Raw genomic sequence first — 12,734 nt, 5'->3', positions numbered from 1 at the left:
GGCTCACGTTCAATTTGGAACAGGGAGTTACGAAATGCGTTTGAAATCCACGTTGCTTGGATTGCTGGCCTTGGCCGCCATCAGCGGCACGGCTCACGCAGAATCTGATCTCGAACGGCAGCTTTGAGGATGTGGGCGGCACGCCGCTGGCGCCGGGTGCCTGGGGTCTGTTTGATTCAATCCCGTCCTGGGTGTCGGATCCCAAGCTGCGGGACATCGAAGTGCAAAGCAGCACCATCATTGCGGCGCAGGATGGCGCAAATTATATCGAGCTCGAAAGCGACCCCGGCAATTCAAGCTACAGCGTCGTGGCGCAAAGCTTCACGGTTGCGGCGGCTGGCGATTATCTGCTGAGCTTCTTCTATGCGCCGCGCACCGGCGTAGAAGGCGACAATCTGGTCAATGCCTCGATTGACGGTATCGTCCTGACATCCCCCAGCGGCGTCACGCCCGCCGGATGGACGATGATCACCGCCATTGTCACGCTGAGCGCCGGCGACCACATCCTGGCCTTCGATGCCTTCGGTTCAATCGACAACACGCTGGGCGGCTTCGTGGACAATGTGGATATATCAGCCGTTCCGCTGCCGCCGGGCCTGATTCTGCTCGGAACCGGCGTGGCTGGCATCGGCTACATGGGCCGCCGCCGCGCGAAGAAGGCCAAGGCCTGATCCCATCCATCTTCTTGAGATTGCAAATCCCGGGTCGTTCATGCGATCCGGGATTTTCGTTGTGATAGAGAGCATCGTTCATGCCCAGGCGCACCATTTCCTCAAACAAGATTCACAAGGTTGACTTGCCCTTCGCGCAGGCGACGATCGCCGGCGATTTCATGTTCGTGTGCTGCATGGGGATGGACCGCGCAGGCAAATTCGCGCTGGGTAACGCGCGGGCGCAGACGCAACAGGCCATCGACAACATCAAGGCGCTGCTGGCTGAGGCGGGGGCGACGCTTGAGGACGTGGTGAAATGCACCGTCTATGTCACCGACCGCGCCTATTGGCAGCCGATGAACGATGTCTATTTCGCCAATTTCGACAAGAGCCCGCCGCATCGCGTCTCCTGTATCGTCAGCGGCCTCGGCTCTCCCGATGGCATCGTCGAGATCGACGCGACGGCCTATCTGGGCAAGGATTGAAGACGGAAACACAAAGGCCGTTGCGTTTGCCTCATTTTGTACGTACAATACGGACAATAAACCATCCGCATTGAAATCATGGGAGAATCCAGCATGGCCAACCGCTATTCCACCAATTACCGCATGAACCGCGTGCTAAGGGACGACCGCGCAGCGCTGATCGTGCCGATTGACCACGGGCTGGTGTGGGGGCGGGTGAAAGCGCTGGAAGCGCCGGTTGAGGTGATGCGCCGCTTCATCCCGGAAGATATCACCGGCTTTATGGTGTCGACCGGCATCGTCAAGCAGTCGGAGGTGGAACTTGCCAAGGCCTCCACGCTCGCCCGTGTGCTGGCCATCGACGCGTTCTGGCCCACCAGTGCGGCGGACAAGGGCACCGGCACGCTGGTCGCCAGCGTCGAAGATGCGGCGCGGATGGGCGTTGACTGCGTGAAGCTGCTCTTGCCGTGGAACGTGAACGATGAAGAGAAGGTGCTCTATTGCAAGCGCATCGGCACGGTGGTGTCGGAGGCATCGAAGTGGCACATTCCGGTGATGGTGGAGCCGGTGTTCCTGGCAGCGCCCCGCAGCAAGGAGATCATCGAGGCCGAAATGGAAGTGGCGCGCGTCGGCTATGACCTCGGCGCCGACATCATCAAGATCACCTTCCCGGGCCCTGATGCCACGGCCAAGCTGTGTGCCGAACTCGATATTCCCATCGTGGTGGCGGGCGGCCCCTTGAGCGGCGACAAGGCCTCCACCATCAAGGACATCCACGATGCCATTCAGGCGGGTGCGCAGGGTGTGGTGGTGGGCCGCAAGATCTGGCAGCGGCCGCCGCAGGAGGCGCACGAGATGATGCAGGAGATCGCCGCCATCACCCGCACGCACTTCACCCGGCGCTGGTAAGCGCGTCCACCCATGGCAGGGCTCGACTGCGGCATCGATATCGGCAGCACAAATCTGAAAGTCGTGCTGGCGGGTGACGATGGCCGCGCGCGCGCGACCCACACCGTGCCCACGCCGCGCGTGAGCGATGGCGTGGCGTCCGCCTCGGACGCCATGGCGCTGGTGCGCCTGCTCGAAGACATGATCATCGCAAGCTGGCGCGACGCGGGGCAGGGCGTTCCGCTGCGCAGCATCGCGGTGGCGGGCATCGGCGAGGATGGGATTGGCGTAACAGCCGATCTCACGCCCACCGGACTGGCGATCCCGTGGTTCGACAAGCGCGCCGCGGAGGACGCGAAGGCGCTGGCGGCGTCGTCCGATGCCGTGGAGCGCACCGGCATGGCGATCACCGCCGACACCACCGCCGCCAAATGGGCGTGGATTCATGCGCATCGCCCGCACGAACTTGGCACGGCGAAATGGTGGATCGCGCTCACCGATTTTCCTTCCGTGTGGTGGACGGGCCAGCCTTTCATGAGCGCCAGCCTCGCGGCGCGCACGGGATGCTTCGATCTTCTGCAGCGCCATTGGGCGGATGACTTTTTGCAGGCCGTGCATGCACCGCCTTTGCCGCCGCTGAAAGGTGCCGGAACCGTGATCGGCACGGTGCGCGGCGGGCCGTTGCGCTCATCTGGTGCCGTATCCGCCCGCACCATCGTGGCAGCGGGCGGCCATGATCATCCGGTGGCGGCGGCAATCATCCGGCGTTTCGATGGCTTGGCCATTGTCGATTCCCTCGGCACCGCCAATCTGCTCTATGGCGAGATGGCTTGTCCGCCAACGCTTCCGCGCGAGGCATCTCTCGCCTTTTCCCTGCCACCCGGAGGGGAAGAGAAAGTCTCATGCCTCGGCGTTCTGGAATTCAGCGCCGCGCTGGACTCGGCGCAGCAGGACCGTGACGGCTTCATGCAGTTTCTCGCGCAGAAAGCATTGCCCGGTGCTCCGGCGCTCGCTCCCGCTGATCTGCAAGGCGGTGACACGCGGCGGCTCCTCGAGCGCGAAAGCCTCAAGGCCCGCCACGCGATCATCCGTATGCAGAGCATCGGCGTCAGGCCGGGGCCAGTCTATACCAATGGCGGCTGGTCGCGCTCGCCGGGCTTCATGCAGTTGCGCGCCAGCGTCTTCGGACAGCCGCTGCATGTGATCGGCGACATGGAGGTGACGGCGCTGGGGGCCGCCATGTTTGGCGCGGATGCCGCCACGGGACACAAGGCATCGCCGCTCAAGGCGGAAGACATCACGATGGTGCATCCCGTTCCCGAATGGGCGGCGCAATATGATGCGCTGTATCGTCAGTGGGCTTCCGCATGAGCACGCCGCGCCACGCCATCGACCGCAATTCGCCGGAACCTTTCTATCTCCAGCTTGCGGCGCTCATCGAAGCGGGCATCGACAACGGCACTTACCGCGAGGGAACACGGCTTCCCGGCGAAAGCGAATTGTGCCGCACCCATGATCTGGCGCGCTCCACGGTGCGTGAAACGCTGCGCACGCTGGAAGAGCGCAGGCGTATCCGCCTGGTGCCGCGCCGGGGGGCTTTCGTCACCGGGCCGGGCGAGGGCGGCTGGGGCCTGCAAGTCGCCGCAGGCTTTTTCGAGGGCGAGGTGGATCACAACCAGCGGCAGGTTGAAACCCGCGTGCTGGAAGCCGCACTCGCCCCCGCATCACCCGAGGCCGCGCAGGCGCTGGGCCTGAAACCGGATGAACCCGCTTTCGTGTTCCGGCGTCTGCGGCGGCTGGATGGGCGTATCGCTGTCTATTCGATCAATCACCTGCCTGCGGCGCTGGAGCCTGTCATCTTGAACAGCAGAGCCATGGCATCGGATGGCTCACTGAACCTCGTTTTGCAGTCTGCGGGCTATGCCATCCATGGCGCCAGGCGCAGTGTCGAGGCGGTGGCCGCACCCCCCGAAATCGCGGCGATGCTCGAGGTCGCGCCGCAATCGCCCCTGCTTCTCATCACGTCCGTCTCGTGGGCCCGGGGCGGGCAGGCCTTCGATTATTATACCTCCTGGGTCAGGACCGATGTGGTCAAGGTGACAGTGGAAGCCAGCGCCGGACCGGAGTAGGAAGCGCCTGAAAATTGGGCATTCGGGGCGCTGGGCGTGGCTGGTTTCAAATTCTTCTCTCCCATTCTGAGCGGCGCGACATTCGGCGAGCGCCTGCTGGCCTGCCTCGGCGCGCTGATCGGCATTGGCCTCACGGGGCTGATCTGCGGGCTGTCCTTCGGCAATCACGCGCAACTGCCGCTGATCGTGGCACCGATGGGGGCATCCGCCGTGCTGCTGTTCGCCGTGCCCGCCAGCCCGCTGGCGCAGCCCTGGCCGGTCATCGGCGGCAACACCATTTCAGCGTTGGTGGGCGTGAGCGTGCTGCATCTGGTGAAGGATCCGCTTTATGCGGCGGGCCTCGCGGTCGGGCTTGCCATTCTCATCATGTCGCTCACCCGTTCGCTGCATCCGCCGGGGGGTGCGGCGGCGCTCACCGCCGTCGTGGGAGGCGCCGTGGTGAAGGATGCGGGCTTCTGGTTTCCCTTCGTGCCGGTGGCCATCAACTCCATCGTGCTGGTGATTTTCGGCATGCTGTTTCACCGCGCGATGCGAAGGCCCTATCCGCACCGCCCGCAGGCGCAGCCTGTCAATGTTCACAAAACAGCCGACGCGGCGCCGGTGATGCGCGCGGGCTTTCAGGCAGCGGACATTGATGCGGCGCTGGCCGGCATGCACGAAACCTTCGACATCGACCGCGCCGATCTCGACGCGCTGTTGCGCGGCGTCGAGCAGAAGGCGCTGGAGCGCGCCCATGGCAGTGTCACCTGCGGCGATATCATGTCGCGGGACATCATTTCAGCGCCGTCCTCAACGAGTCCTGACGCCGCGCGGACGCTGCTGCTGGCGCATGATATCCGTACCTTGCCGGTGACCGGCGGGAACGGCGAACTGCTCGGCACCGTGGGTCTGCGTGAACTCGCGGGCCTGCCCGACAGCGCCACGCTGCCCATGTCGCGCGCCCGCACGGCCCGCGCGGATGATCCCGCCATCAGCCTGCTTCCCGCGCTCACCGATGGCCTGTCGCACGCCGTGGTCATCACCGACGCGGCGGGCGCGGTTGAAGGCATCGTCTCGCAAACCGATCTCCTCGCCGCGCTGGGCAAGAGCCTGCTGCGCAAGTAAGAACATAGGGAGGCAAGAAAATTTAAGTGTCACGCACGTTGACGATCAATTTCGATCCCGATCAGGCTGAAATTTACACGCTTATTCACAGTGTGCGGAATTTCGGCGAGAGCGTCTGGCGCAATTTAAAGACAACAGGACTCGGCGAAATGAACTTGGGTGATGTTGACGCCGCGACGACGCAGTTGACGGTTTATCGCATCAAGGCAAGAAACGTGCGCCGCTTACAAAGCTGGATCGAGGATGAGATGAAGCTTCATCATCTGACGGGAACGCTATCCATTGAATCGCAGCCGGAATGAGAATTGGGAGCCGATGCAATGCTTTTGGAGAGCGTCGAGATTTATTCGGGCAAGACGAACATTGCCGTGATGCGGCATCCCGGGCGCAAATTTCCCGGCTTTGCGGAAGCCAACAGCCTCCGTAACGCGCTTCAAGCCTTTGAGGGGTGAGCAGACATGCCATATTTTGTGGGAACGAGAGATCCGGATGAGGTCTCCTATGGTTACACGTTCCTGGACGGCGACTACTCAAAGGTTACGACGCTCGACCCGGACATGGCAAAGCGGCCTCCACCCGATAGCGGCCTGTTTTTTTCTTACAATCGGGCATCGGGCTTTGCGATTGATAGCACTTACCTGAGCAAGCGGTTGCAGAAGAATGGCCCCCGAAGAGCCGTTCCGGACGTGACGATGGCGAAACTCCTGCTGGTCAGCGAGGCATTCAAGGAGGTCATCGAGCGTTTCGATCCCGGCCTACATCAGTTCTTCCCAGTCGACGTGCTCTGGGAGGATGGGCAACTCGCTGCCCGGCAATATTTCTTTAATGTCTGCACCAGGCTGGACACAGTCGACCGCACCGCCACCACAGCGAGGTTCGAGCATATCTGGCGGACTTGGGAAGCGGGTGCGAAACTTGTCTTCAACTTGGCGGCTATCGGCCCGCATCACGTGTGGTGCGACAAATTCCTGTCGGCGAACCCCTTCGTCTCCGATGCATTGGGCCAAGCGCTCATCGAAAGGAACTTCAGCGGACTCGGATTGCCGCACTTCGAAGCAGTTTAGGCTTCACGATCCACTCCTGCCGAGGCCGCTTGACGAACCAGTCCCTGCCGCGCCAAGGTTCCGCAAAACGATAAAACAGTCTGGAAATACTCGGGAGGGAGTATGACCGCGATCAGGCTCTTCAAGGGCGGGTTCGGCCATGTGTCGCTGCTCCGCGCGGCGGGCGATCTGGTGACGCATGCGCATCCGGAATGCCACATCATCCTGTGGCTCGCCGGCAATCCCGGCGCCATTCAGGTGGGACCGGAGCGGGTGGTGCCCGATTCCAATATCGCGGTGGGCGTCAATTCGCTCCAGCCGCACGGCCATTGCTTCGCGAATGATGGCGCGCCCGGAAACTTCCTCGCCTTCTATATCGATCCGCGCTGGATCGAGACGCATCTGGGGATCGAGGCGGGTACGCCTGTCTTCCCATCCGCCGCCATTCCGCTCACCGATGAGTTGCGCGGCATGATCCGCAGCATCATCGATCACGTGTTCCGGGGCGAGGGGCATCAGGTGCTGCGCGAGGCCGACATCGAATATCTGATCGAGACGATCGTGCGCGGCTCCGCCGGTGAAACACCGTCGCGCGCCATGCGGCCGGTGGTGGACTGGCGCATCCGCAAGGCCATCGCCTTCATGTCCGCGCATGTGGAAGACCGCGTGTGCTTCGACGCGCTGGCGCAATCGGTGGGCCTGTCGCGGCCGCATTTCTTCGCGCTGTTCAAGGAACAGACGAACCTCACGCCCAATCTCTACTGGAATACGCTTCGCATGGAGGAGGCGCTCCGGCAGGTGGAGGAACATTCGCTGCCGCTCACGGCGGTGGCCTGCAACCTCGGCTTCACGTCCCAGGGCAATTTCACCCGCTTCTTCCGCGACCATACCGGTGTTCCGCCGACCCTCTACCGCGACGCCACGCGCCCCGCCGCCTGATTTTCAGACGCTGTGATAAGCCCGCCAGACCGGGTGATAAGCGCGGCGTGCCGGACGCGGCCATGGTGATGGCCTGACAGGTTCAAGGAGACACCATGCCGACGATCACCATTTCCAGCGTCATCGACGCGCCGATTGATGCCGTGTGGGCGCGCATCCGCGATTTCAACGGTCTGCCCTCCTGGCACCCGCGCATGGTGGAAAGCCGCATCGAGGACGGCAAGGCGGCAAGCGACATCGGCTGCGTGCGCAATTTCAAGGTGGTGAGCGGCGCCACCATCCGCGAGAAGCTGCTGGCCTTTTCCGACACCGATCATCTCGTCTCCTATTCGATCATCGAGACGCCGCAGCCGATCAGCAACCACACGGCGACGCTTCAGCTTCGCCCGGTAACCGACGGCAACAAGACCTTCGCGGAATGGACAGCCACCTTCGATTCGCCCGCCGACCAGGCGGAGGCGGTGGCCAAAGGCATGGGCGAGAATGTGTTTCAGGGCGGCTTCACGGCGCTCAAGAAACATTTCGCGGGCTGAGCGGAGCTGATCATGCCGGTGGCCGTCAAAACCGTTCGGAATGCAAGCGAAGCAAAGGCGGCGCTCTCGTCGCCGGACAGCGTCTATCTCGGTGGCGGCACCCTGGTGCTGCGCAATTTCAACGACGGTGACGTGTCGAAGTCGCTGATCGTGCGTCTCGCCGATGGGCTGTCCGACATCATTATCGCCGATGGCGCTGTCACGCTCGGCGCGTCGGTGACGATGGCGGAGGTCATCGCACGGCATGAGCTTCACGATCTCGCCGCCGCTGCGAAAGCGGTGGGCGGCCCTGCCGTGCGCAACATGGCGACGGTGGGCGGCAATCTGTTCGCGCCAGTCCCTTACGGTGATTTCGCGGCGGCGCTGCTGGCGCTCGATGCCGTGGTTGTCATGTGCGACGGCGAATTGCCGATCGGCGATTTTCTGGCACGGCGCGCCACGCTCCGCGATGTGGTGACGGCGGTGCGTTTTCACCTTCCGCCTGCGGGTGCATTCAAATTCCTCAAGGTCACGCGCGTCAAGCCGAAGGGCACATCGGTCATCACCATCGCTGCCGTAGCGCCGCGCGATGCGAAGAACATCGTACGCGGGGCGCGCATCGCGCTCACCTGCATGGGCGATGCGCCGATGCGCGCTATCGCGGCGGAGGCGGCGTTTGAAGGCCAGCTTCTGAGTTCGGCCACCGTCGGCAAGGCAGCGGAGGCGATTGGCGATGGCACGTCGCCCATCACCGATCCTGTCGCTTCCGCCTGGTACCGCAAGGAAGTGCTGCCGGTGCATTTCCGCCGCCTGATGACAAGCTATCTCTGAGAGGCACACACAATGGCCAAGAAGGTTCCTCTCGAGATCATCCTCAATGGCGAGGAGCGCGCCGAATTCATCGAGTCCGGCGCGTCGCTCCTCAAGGTGCTTAGGCAGGAGTTTGGCGATACCTCGCCCAAGGAAGGCTGCTCGCAGGGCACCTGCGGCGGCTGCTCCGTCATCATCGACGGGAAGCTCAAGCTCTCCTGCCTCACGCTGGCGGAAAGCTGCAATGGCGCGGAGATCGAAACCGTGGCCGGCCTCCGCTCCCCGGACGGGCTGCATCCCATTCAGGAGGCTTTCCTCAACGGTTTCGCCGCGCAATGCGGCTTCTGCACGCCGGGCATGATCATAGCCGCCAAGGCGCTGCTCGACGCCAATCCCACGCCAACGCGCGAGGAGATCGTCGAGGCGGTGGGGGGCAATGTTTGCCGCTGCACCGGCTATGCGCCGATCATCGATGCCGTGATGGCGGCCTCGGGGCAGGCAGGCAAGATCCGCTCGGGGAGCGCATCATGATCCGCCTCGCCAAAAGCTATTTCGCCGACGAGCGCGACGACAACCTGCACCAGATCGGGCAGGGGCTGCAGCGCTCCGATGTGCCGGGCCATGTGAGCGGCAAGACGGCCTATTTCGCCGACCGCAATTTTCCCGGCATGCTGCATCTCAAGATGGTGCGGAGCCCGCATCATCACGCGCGCATCAAAAGCATCGACACCTCCGCCGCGGACAAATATCCGGGCGTCATCCGCACACTCACCCACAAGGATGTGCCGCACAATGTCTATACCATTCTCATCCTCATTCAGGTGGGGCCGGAGGATGAGCAGGTGCTGGCTGCCGACAAGGTGCGCTGGAAGGGCGAGGCCGTCGTGGCCGTGCTCGCCACCTCCGAGCGCGCCGCGCATGAGGCGGCGGAACTGGTGAAGATCGATTACGAGGTGCTGCCGCCCGTCCTCACCATCGAGGAGGCGCTGGCGCCCGGCGCTCCCATCGTCAACGAATATCACGGGCAGAACTATTACAAGTATGACAGCGGCGCATCGCGCAAGGTGCGCTTCGGCGACGTTGAAAAGGGCTTTGCCCAATCCGATCACATTCTCGAACAGACCTACTGGTCATCGCCCATCGAGCAGGCGCCGCTCGAAACCACGGGCTGCATCGTCAATCCGGAAGGCAATGACCGCTTCACCTGCTACACCAACACACAGGCGATGTTCTTCACGCTCGATAACACCTCGATCATTCTGCAGATGCCCGGCCACAAGCTGCATTTCGTCGGCGGCACGGTGGGCGGCGGGTTCGGCGGCAAGGTTGACGTGACGCTAGAGCCCATCGCCATTCTCGCCGCCAAGCTCACCGGCAGGCCGGTGCGTTTCGTCTATTCGCGCGAGGAGGAAATGCAGATTTCCTCGCCGCGCGCGGCGGAGAAGATCGTGCTCAAGGACGGCGTCACCAAAGATGGCCGCATCCTCGCCCGGCAGGTCACGGGCTATACCGATGCTGGCGCCTATTCGCGCCATTCGCCGTATGGCGCGCAGAAGGGTGCGGCGCATTATCCGGGGCCTTACACCATTCCCAACGTGTCGGTTGATACCTACTGCGTTTACACCACGCGCACGCCGTCCTCCGCCATGCGCGGCTTCGGCGTGACCATCGCCGATTTCGCGCTGGAAGTGCAGATGGACAAGCTGGCGCGGCTCATCGGCATGGATCCGCTGGAATTCCGCTTCATCAACGCCTACCGCGACGGCGACATGAAAGCCCATCGCCAGAAGACGGAAGGCGCGGCCTTGATCGAATGCATGCAGGAGGCGGCGCGCGCCACCAATTGGCCCGTCGCCGAGCGTTTCTTCAAGATGTCCTCTTACAAGAAGGAGGCCTGAGCCATGGCCATCCGGCGCGGGCGGGGCGTGGCCGCCGTCAATTATCCAACCGGCATGAATCTGGGTGGCGATCCCAGCCAGGCGCTGGTGCATGCCACGCCCACCGGCAATTTCATGGTCACGCTGTCCTCCGTCGATCTGGGGCAGGGGCTGAAGCAGGTGATGGCGCAGATCTGCGCCGAGACGCTGGGCGTTCTCGCCGAGCAGGTGACGATCGACACTGCCGACACCGACACCGGCCCCCATTGCATGGGCACCTTCGCCTCGCGCGGCACGCACCGCATCGGCAATGCCGTGCTGCGCGCCGCCACGGAGGCGCGGCAGGTGATGCTGGAAGCGGCGGCGCAGGAACTCGAGGTCAACGCCTCAGATCTCGAGACGGATGGCAAGGGCAATATCCAGGTGAAAGGCGCGCCCTCCAAATCCATCTCGATCTTTGACACGGCGCTGGCGGCGCATTTCAAGCAGGGCCGCTCCATTTCGGGGCGCGGCATTTTTCTGGTGCCCCGCTCCTATCCGGAAGTCGAAACCGGCGCCATGAAGCCGGCCACCTGCTATGCCCACGCCTGCACGGTCGCGGATGTGGATGTGGATGACGAGACGGGCGAGGTCACGGTCGTTGCGGTCAAGAACGTGTTCGAGATTGGCCGGGCGCTCAACCCCCGCATGGTGGAGCAGCAGCTCGTCGGCGGCTCATGGATGGGCATCAGCCACGCGCTTTATGAAACGACTGAGCCCTATTATCCCAACCGCGAGCATGGCGGGCGCGACTTCAACGAATATCTGATGCCGGGGCCGGGTGACATCGCCGAAACCGAGATCATCGTGCTGGAGCGCCCGGCGGCGGATGGCCCCTATGGCGCAAAAGGCCCCGGCGAAATGTGCGCCAATCCGCAAATCCCGGCCATCGCCAACGCCATCTATGACGCGGTGGGCGTCCGCATCGACCACATGCCGATCACGCCGGAGCGTATCCTCCGTGCACTGAAGGAAAAAGCTGCGTGACGGAGATCGCATCCTCGCCCGAGGCCGTCACTGCGGCGATGCTGCGGCATGACTATCTCTGCGACGATGACCTTGCGGCGGCGGTGTTCCTGGCGCTCAGGATGGGAAAGCCGCTGCTGCTCGAAGGGGCGCCCGGCGTCGGCAAGACGGAAGCCGCGAAAGTCATCTCAGCCATGCTGGGCAGCCGCCTTGTGAGGCTGCAATGCTATGAGGGCATCGACGCCGCGCATGCGCTTTATGAGTGGAATTACCAGCGGCAGCTTCTCGCCATCCGCCGCGCCGGGGAAGCCGAGGTTGATATCTATGGCGATCAATTCCTGATCCCGCGCCCTTTGTTGCAGGTGCTGCGCGAGCCCGGCGATTGCGTGCTGCTGATCGACGAGGTGGACCGCAGCGACCACGAGTTCGAGGCGCTGCTGCTGGAGTTTCTCTCCGATTTCCAGATCACCATTCCGGAGCGCGGCACGCTCAAGGCCGCGAAGCCGCCGGTCGTCGTGCTCACCTCAAACCGTACGCGCGAACTCGCGGAAGCGCTCCGGCGGCGCTGCATCTATCACTGGATCGACTATCCCGATCCCGAGCGCGAGGCGGAGGCGATCCGGCTGCGCGCGCCGCATGTGGTGAAGCAAACGGCGGAGGCTATCGCGCGCGCCGTGCAGGCGGTCAGGGCGCTTCCCATCGCCAAGCCGCCGGGCATTGCCGAAACGCTGGAATGGGCCAATGCGGCGATGATGCTGGAGAAGACCGGCAGCCCATGGCCCGAGGCATTGCGGCGTTCCGTTGGCGCGCTGGTGAAGGATGCCGATGACCTGGCATTCGTCTCGCCAAAACTGCCCGCCATCATCGAAGAGGCCGCGCGGTGAACGCGGTGCCGCCCGCTGTCACGCTGTTCATCGGCTTTGCCGATGTGCTGCGGCAGGCGGGCTTCGCGGTGGCGCAGGAGCAGGTGGTGTCCTTCCTCGATGCCGTGCGGCTGCTCGGCCCCCGCTCCATGAAGGACATCGAGCAGGCGGCGGCGGCCACGCTGGCCCCGCCCCGCGACCGACGGGGTGAATTCAACGCGCTGTTCCGCCAGTGGTTCTGGGGCGATCTGGCCGATGCGGCGGGCGCTGCTCAGAATGATGAAACGCAGATCCGCGATGCGGGTGGCGCGGTGCCATCGCTGCAGGAGGAAAACCCCGAAGAGTTCTCCAAGCGGCGAAGAGGCGACGGACGCCGAAATTCTCCACGTCAGGCATTTCCAGAACCGCAAGCCGCCGCTCCGCGCCTTTGCCGATGCGCTGAATAAT

General features: G+C 63.6%; 17 protein-coding genes. All 17 read left to right on the top strand.

What is annotated here, in order from left to right:
- The first annotated feature begins 56 nt into the window (after positions 1–56).
- The 17 genes from QM694_RS07935 (at position 57) to QM694_RS07855 (ending at position 12,733) form a co-directional block, all read left to right on the top strand.
- Complete coding sequence (locus QM694_RS07935; protein ID WP_415006405.1) at positions 57–671, top strand: VPLPA-CTERM sorting domain-containing protein; 615 nt, start codon at positions 57–59, stop codon at positions 669–671.
- Positions 672–751: 80 nt separating this feature from the next.
- Entirely contained in the window at positions 752–1,138 is a 387-nt protein-coding gene (locus QM694_RS07930) for a RidA family protein (RefSeq protein WP_415006404.1), read from the top strand.
- Between the two features lie 93 nt (positions 1,139–1,231).
- On the top strand, positions 1,232–2,026 hold the full coding sequence (locus tag QM694_RS07925) for a class I fructose-bisphosphate aldolase (RefSeq protein WP_415006403.1): 795 nt from the start codon (positions 1,232–1,234) through the stop codon (positions 2,024–2,026).
- Between the two features lie 12 nt (positions 2,027–2,038).
- Entirely contained in the window at positions 2,039–3,376 is a 1,338-nt protein-coding gene (locus QM694_RS07920) for an FGGY family carbohydrate kinase (protein WP_415006402.1), read from the top strand.
- Positions 3,373–4,134, top strand: a complete 762-nt coding sequence (locus QM694_RS07915; protein ID WP_415006401.1) for a GntR family transcriptional regulator — start codon at positions 3,373–3,375, stop codon at positions 4,132–4,134. The genes QM694_RS07920 and QM694_RS07915 overlap by 4 nt, the downstream gene beginning before the upstream one ends.
- 36 nt (positions 4,135–4,170) lie before the next feature.
- Complete coding sequence (locus QM694_RS07910; RefSeq protein WP_415006400.1) at positions 4,171–5,238, top strand: HPP family protein; 1,068 nt, start codon at positions 4,171–4,173, stop codon at positions 5,236–5,238.
- A gap of 26 nt (positions 5,239–5,264) precedes the next feature.
- On the top strand, positions 5,265–5,540 hold the full coding sequence (locus QM694_RS07905; RefSeq protein ID WP_415006399.1) for a hypothetical protein: 276 nt from the start codon (positions 5,265–5,267) through the stop codon (positions 5,538–5,540).
- An 18-nt stretch (positions 5,541–5,558) separates the two neighbouring features.
- Complete coding sequence (locus QM694_RS07900; protein ID WP_415006398.1) at positions 5,559–5,690, top strand: DUF6959 family protein; 132 nt, start codon at positions 5,559–5,561, stop codon at positions 5,688–5,690.
- Between the two features lie 6 nt (positions 5,691–5,696).
- Complete coding sequence (locus QM694_RS07895; RefSeq protein ID WP_415006397.1) at positions 5,697–6,302, top strand: imm11 family protein; 606 nt, start codon at positions 5,697–5,699, stop codon at positions 6,300–6,302.
- Positions 6,303–6,404: 102 nt separating this feature from the next.
- Positions 6,405–7,220, top strand: coding sequence for a helix-turn-helix domain-containing protein (locus tag QM694_RS07890; protein ID WP_415006396.1), 816 nt, complete (start codon positions 6,405–6,407; stop codon positions 7,218–7,220).
- 95 nt (positions 7,221–7,315) lie between these two features.
- Entirely contained in the window at positions 7,316–7,753 is a 438-nt protein-coding gene (locus QM694_RS07885) for an SRPBCC family protein (RefSeq protein ID WP_415006395.1), read from the top strand.
- A 12-nt stretch (positions 7,754–7,765) separates the two neighbouring features.
- Positions 7,766–8,563, top strand: coding sequence for an FAD binding domain-containing protein (locus QM694_RS07880; RefSeq protein WP_415006394.1), 798 nt, complete (start codon positions 7,766–7,768; stop codon positions 8,561–8,563).
- A 12-nt stretch (positions 8,564–8,575) separates the two neighbouring features.
- Positions 8,576–9,073 carry a (2Fe-2S)-binding protein gene (locus QM694_RS07875; RefSeq protein WP_415006393.1) on the top strand — a complete coding sequence of 166 codons (498 nt, stop codon included), beginning with the start codon at positions 8,576–8,578 and terminating at the stop codon, positions 9,071–9,073.
- A complete protein-coding gene (locus tag QM694_RS07870; RefSeq protein WP_415008590.1) occupies positions 9,073–10,440 on the top strand; it encodes a xanthine dehydrogenase family protein molybdopterin-binding subunit in 1,368 nt (455 codons plus the stop codon). The genes QM694_RS07875 and QM694_RS07870 overlap by 1 nt, the downstream gene beginning before the upstream one ends.
- 3 nt (positions 10,441–10,443) lie before the next feature.
- On the top strand, positions 10,444–11,445 hold the full coding sequence (locus QM694_RS07865) for a xanthine dehydrogenase family protein molybdopterin-binding subunit (protein WP_415006392.1): 1,002 nt from the start codon (positions 10,444–10,446) through the stop codon (positions 11,443–11,445).
- Between the two features lie 38 nt (positions 11,446–11,483).
- Complete coding sequence (locus QM694_RS07860; protein WP_415008589.1) at positions 11,484–12,308, top strand: AAA family ATPase; 825 nt, start codon at positions 11,484–11,486, stop codon at positions 12,306–12,308.
- A complete protein-coding gene (locus QM694_RS07855; RefSeq protein ID WP_415006391.1) occupies positions 12,305–12,733 on the top strand; it encodes a hypothetical protein in 429 nt (142 codons plus the stop codon). The genes QM694_RS07860 and QM694_RS07855 overlap by 4 nt, the downstream gene beginning before the upstream one ends.
- Position 12,734 lies beyond the last annotated feature (1 nt).

The sequence above is a fragment of the Aestuariivirga sp. genome (assembly GCF_047602625.1).
In the GTDB taxonomy this organism is placed as follows: Bacteria; Pseudomonadota; Alphaproteobacteria; order Rhizobiales; family Aestuariivirgaceae; genus Aestuariivirga.
The sequence above is the reverse complement of the archived record's forward strand: the minus strand, read 5'-3'. Positions and strand labels throughout refer to the sequence as shown.

What these genes read in the sequence shown, in the direction of transcription:
- QM694_RS07895 (WP_415006397.1), top strand. Translation starts at nt 5,697, where the DNA reads ATGCCATATTTTGTGGGAACGAGAGATCCGGATGAGGTCTCCTATGGT.
- QM694_RS07915 (WP_415006401.1), top strand. Translation starts at nt 3,373, where the DNA reads ATGAGCACGCCGCGCCACGCCATCGACCGCAATTCGCCGGAACCTTTC.
- QM694_RS07890 (WP_415006396.1), top strand. Translation starts at nt 6,405, where the DNA reads ATGACCGCGATCAGGCTCTTCAAGGGCGGGTTCGGCCATGTGTCGCTG.
- QM694_RS07920 (WP_415006402.1), top strand. Translation starts at nt 2,039, where the DNA reads ATGGCAGGGCTCGACTGCGGCATCGATATCGGCAGCACAAATCTGAAA.
- QM694_RS07925 (WP_415006403.1), top strand. Translation starts at nt 1,232, where the DNA reads ATGGCCAACCGCTATTCCACCAATTACCGCATGAACCGCGTGCTAAGG.
- QM694_RS07865 (WP_415006392.1), top strand. Translation starts at nt 10,444, where the DNA reads ATGGCCATCCGGCGCGGGCGGGGCGTGGCCGCCGTCAATTATCCAACC.
- QM694_RS07930 (WP_415006404.1), top strand. Translation starts at nt 752, where the DNA reads ATGCCCAGGCGCACCATTTCCTCAAACAAGATTCACAAGGTTGACTTG.
- QM694_RS07885 (WP_415006395.1), top strand. Translation starts at nt 7,316, where the DNA reads ATGCCGACGATCACCATTTCCAGCGTCATCGACGCGCCGATTGATGCC.
- QM694_RS07900 (WP_415006398.1), top strand. Translation starts at nt 5,559, where the DNA reads ATGCTTTTGGAGAGCGTCGAGATTTATTCGGGCAAGACGAACATTGCC.
- QM694_RS07860 (WP_415008589.1), top strand. Translation starts at nt 11,484, where the DNA reads ATGCTGCGGCATGACTATCTCTGCGACGATGACCTTGCGGCGGCGGTG.
- QM694_RS07880 (WP_415006394.1), top strand. Translation starts at nt 7,766, where the DNA reads ATGCCGGTGGCCGTCAAAACCGTTCGGAATGCAAGCGAAGCAAAGGCG.
- QM694_RS07875 (WP_415006393.1), top strand. Translation starts at nt 8,576, where the DNA reads ATGGCCAAGAAGGTTCCTCTCGAGATCATCCTCAATGGCGAGGAGCGC.